A 519-nucleotide genomic window follows, 5' to 3' on the forward strand; every position below is an offset into this window, starting at 1 on the left:
CGGTCCGGGTTGTTCCGCGGTGCCGACCGACCCGGCGAACGCGGGCAGTTTCGAGTCGATGGGCAAGGTTCCGGTGGCCACCGCCGCCTCCGGTAACCCGCTGCTGTCGACCCTGGTCACGGCGGTGAAGAAGGCCGGCTTGGTCGACTCGCTGAACTCCGCTGACGGGGTGACCGTGTTCGCGCCGACCAACGACGCGTTCGGCAAGATCCCGAAGGCGGATCTGGACAAGGTCCTGGCTGACAAGAAGACCCTGACCAGCATCCTCACCTACCACGTGGTGCCCGGGAAGCTGACTCCGTCCGATCTGGCCGGTACCCACAAGACGCTGCAGGGTGACGAGGTGACCGTCACCGGCAGCGGCGAGGACTTCCAGGTCGGCGCCGACAAGGCGTCGGTGGTGTGCGGCAACGTGCAGACCGCGAACGCCAACGTGTACATCATCGACTCCGTCCTGATGCCGAAGAGCTGATGGGACGCCGTCTGCGGGGGGCGATCTGCGGGATCGTCGCGGCGGGC

1 protein-coding gene is annotated in these 519 nt (G+C 67.2%); it reads left to right on the plus strand.

Translation table 11 applies throughout. The features are described 5' to 3' along the window. The coding region (locus Aco03nite_RS52485; RefSeq protein ID WP_203810805.1) for a fasciclin domain-containing protein at positions 1-472 on the plus strand (472 nt) is incomplete at its 5' end. Positions 473-519 lie beyond the last annotated feature (47 nt).

This window comes from Actinoplanes couchii (genome assembly GCF_016862075.1).
GTDB lineage: Bacteria > Actinomycetota > Actinomycetes > Mycobacteriales > Micromonosporaceae > Actinoplanes > Actinoplanes couchii.